Below are 3,161 nucleotides of genomic sequence, written 5' to 3'. Positions count from 1 at the left end.
CAACCTCGCCAAGCGCATAACGGACGAGACGACACCCACCTGGCGAGGAACGTACTAGGAGATAAAGGGCAATCCACCTAGATCAAACGCCCTCTCAGGGCACAGCAACGCCCAAAGCGAGGGCATCAACCGCGTCATCAAGCTCGTCGCCCGCAACGCGTTCGGCTTCCGGAACGCCGACAACCAGCGCCTGCGCACACGCTGCGTCACCACCCGCCGAGCCCGCGAACACCTCCGCACCGCCCAACTTTGAAGACCCGAAAATCGACATGGTTTATCGCTACCCATGTATTCCGGACTATTCGGGTGATTTACTTCACGCATCTATTTCATTGTTCAACTATGTATGGGTAGGTAGCTTTGCCGGGACCAGGACAACGGAGCGTCCGCCGTCAGCAGGCGCGGAGCGGCGGACGGTGCAAGGCCGCATTCGCCGACGGACGCTGATTCCCGCTTGGTCGTGTGCCCGCCGTCCAACGCCCAACGCGGCATAACGACTCCACCGCATCGCGATGGAGTCGTGCATCGAGGAGGAACGTTCATGCACGCCCGGAGGATCGGCGCAGCCGCCGCAACAGCGTTGGCGGTCCTGGCTGTCCGTGATGTCATCCAGAAGAAGCACGCACTGCTCCGGAACTTCCCGGTCATCGGGCACGCCCGGTACCTGCTGGAGACGATCGGGCCGGAGCTGCGGCAGTACATCGTGACCTCCAACGAGGAGGAGCGCCCCTTCAGTCGTGACCAGCGCAGCTGGATCTATGCGTCGGCGAAGGAGGAGAACAACTACTTCGGGTTCGGAACCGAGGTCGACGTCGAGCACGTGCAGGGGCACGCGTACGTAAAGCAGCGCACGTTCGCCGGCACACTTCCCGACCTGCACGACCCGCAGGCCCCGTTGCCCTCGGCCAAGGTGCTGGGCGGCCCGCGCGGGCGCGCCAAGGCGTTCCGGCCAGCGAGCGTCGTGAATATCTCGGCGATGAGCTTCGGATCGCTGTCCGGCGCGGCCATCACGGCGCTCAACAAGGGTGCGGCACTGGCGGGCACGATGCACAACACGGGCGAGGGCGGCCTCTCGCCGTACCACCGCAACGGCGGCGACCTCGTCCTCCAGATCGGGACGTCGTACTTCGGTTGCCGCAACGAGGACGGAAGCTTCAACCTCGACAGGCTCAAGGAAGTGGTCGCCGGCGCCCCGGTCAAGGCGATAGAGATCAAGCTCTCGCAGGGCGCCAAGCCAGGGCTGGGCGGGATGCTGCCCGGCGCGAAGGTCACCCCGGAGATCGCCGGGATCCGGGGCATCCCGGTCGGCAAGGACTGTGCCTCTCCGTCGCGGCACACCGCGTTCCACGACGTCGACTCGATGCTCGACTTCGTCGAGCTGCTCGCCACCGAGACTGGTCTGCCGGTCGGGGTCAAGAGCGCGGTAGGGGAGATGGACTTCTGGCAGGAGCTGGCCACGCTGATGGCGCGTGGTGACCGTGGTGTCGACTTCGTGACCGTCGACGGCGGCGAGGGCGGCACCGGGGCGGCGCCGCTGATCTTCACCGACTCGGTGTCGCTGCCGTTCCGCATGGGCTTCTCCCGGGTCTACAGCACCTTCGCCGAGCAGGGGCTGACCGACGAGCTGACCTTCATCGCCTCCGGCAAGCTCGGCCTGCCCGACAACGCCGCGGTTGCCTTCGCTCTGGGTGCCGACATGATCAACGTGGGACGTGAGGCGATGCTGTCCATCGGTTGCATCCAGGCGCAGAAGTGCCACACCGACATGTGTCCTACCGGTATCGCCACCCAGAACCCATGGCTGGCCCGTGGCCTCGACCCGACCTCGAAGGCCACCCGGGCCGCTGTCTACCTGCGTACCCTGCGTAAGGAGCTGCTGAAGGTCTCGGGAGCTGTCGGCGTCGCCCACCCGGCACTCATCACAGCCGACGACATCGAGATCATGAACGGCGACTACGAGGCCCGCACTCTGGCGAGCGTCTACGGCTACAAGGACGGCTGGGGTGAGCTCGGCCCGCACCTCGCCGATGAGATCACAGCACTGCTTACCACCGAGCCGACTGCCGTCCACAAGCCGGCCGTCTGACGCGCCGACAGCGGCAAGCACCGCGCTCAAGGCTCCCCTGCGCGGAGCACGGGCGTGGCACCAGCCGGTGTCGCCCTCACCCAGCCACCTGCCCCTACCCCCGCGACCAGTCCGTCCCGAGGCGTTCACAACATGACCGAAGAAGTGAGAGGAGGACAGGCGCAGCGAGCCGCCCACATCATCAGCGCCTGGGCCGACCAGTACATCCACAGGTCAGTGCCTGTCAGAATCTTCGTTCCCGTGGCATGTGTGAGCGTGGCCGGGCTCGCGCCGTGAGGCGGCGCCGCGCCCGAAGCCATGCCTTTGCAGGCGCTGGCGCAGCCCCGGCCCACCTTGAGCCCCGCCTCCTGTTGCGAGAGGCGGGGGGGGCTTCGCTGTACGTGAGATCAGGTCTGGCACTGCGACGTCGCGGCGCTGCTCCAGTTTGACCAGGCGCCTCCGGCTGGCCGGACGTGGACGCGGATGGTGATTTTTGCGTTGACCGGGCCGCAGATGCGGGTTGCTGAGCCGATCTCGATGGGGCCGGTCGTGGAACGGCGCTGGACGACGGTGCGCCCGTTGCCGAGTTTCGTCCAGCTACTGGCGCCCTGGACGTTCATGAATGCCTCGTAGTCGACGTAGGAGGCGTGGGCGCGGGAGTTGGTGATGACGGCGTGCGCCTTGATGTCGCGCCACCAGATCTTGTTGTCCTTGAACCGCTCGGCGCTGATGCAGCCTTGTGCGCCGATGTTCTGGGTGGAGACGGCGCCGCCGCAGGCGATGGCGGCGGCGTGGGCGTCGGCGGGTACGGCGAGGGCGGTCAGCAGGGCGGCTCCTGCCGCTGCGGCGAGGCGTTTCATGTGCATCGTGCGGTCCTCCTGGTCAGGTGCGTGTCGGCAGCCATCATTCCGAAATGCCGGCTTTGAGTGCCTGTGCATGAACGCCATCACCCACACGAGCGACGGGATGCCAAGGGATCGAAGGTTCTGACACAGGCACTGAGCTTGACTCTGACGCGTAAATAACAGCAGGTGGGGGCTCTTTCGGGCAGGGGTGTCGGCCCGGTCGGGTCTGTCCGCCGGGCCCCTTCCCCCCT

3 protein-coding genes are annotated in these 3,161 nt (G+C 66.4%); 2 read left to right on the top strand and 1 reads right to left on the bottom strand.

All coding sequences use genetic code 11. The annotated features are described in order from the left end of the window. The first annotated feature begins 61 nt into the window (after positions 1-61). Both ABT085_RS46955 and ABT085_RS45215 read left to right on the top strand, forming a co-directional pair. A complete protein-coding gene (locus ABT085_RS46955; RefSeq protein ID WP_502982988.1) occupies positions 62-253 on the top strand; it encodes a transposase in 192 nt (63 codons plus the stop codon). A 288-nt stretch (positions 254-541) separates the two neighbouring features. Then, entirely contained in the window at positions 542-2,086 is a 1,545-nt protein-coding gene (locus tag ABT085_RS45215; RefSeq protein WP_351622758.1) for an FMN-binding glutamate synthase family protein, read from the top strand. Positions 2,087-2,472: 386 nt separating this feature from the next. Here the strand turns inward: ABT085_RS45215 and ABT085_RS45210 are convergent, their stop codons facing one another. Continuing rightward, positions 2,473-2,931: a hypothetical protein gene (locus ABT085_RS45210; RefSeq protein ID WP_351622755.1), complete on the bottom strand. Its 459-nt coding sequence runs from the start codon at positions 2,929-2,931 to the stop codon at positions 2,473-2,475. Positions 2,932-3,161: the final 230 nt, after the last annotated feature.

Origin of the sequence: Streptomyces sp. NPDC002265 (assembly GCF_040296125.1) — a bacterium.
Classification (GTDB): Bacteria; Actinomycetota; Actinomycetes; order Streptomycetales; family Streptomycetaceae; genus Streptomyces.
This window is presented reverse-complemented; position numbering and strand designations above follow the sequence as displayed.

Bases quoted from the DNA above. Each gene is read 5' to 3' on its own strand.
- ABT085_RS45215 (WP_351622758.1), top strand. From the start codon at position 542: ATGCACGCCCGGAGGATCGGCGCAGCCGCCGCAACAGCGTTGGCGGTC.
- ABT085_RS45210 (WP_351622755.1), bottom strand. From the start codon at position 2,931: ATGCACATGAAACGCCTCGCCGCAGCGGCAGGAGCCGCCCTGCTGACC.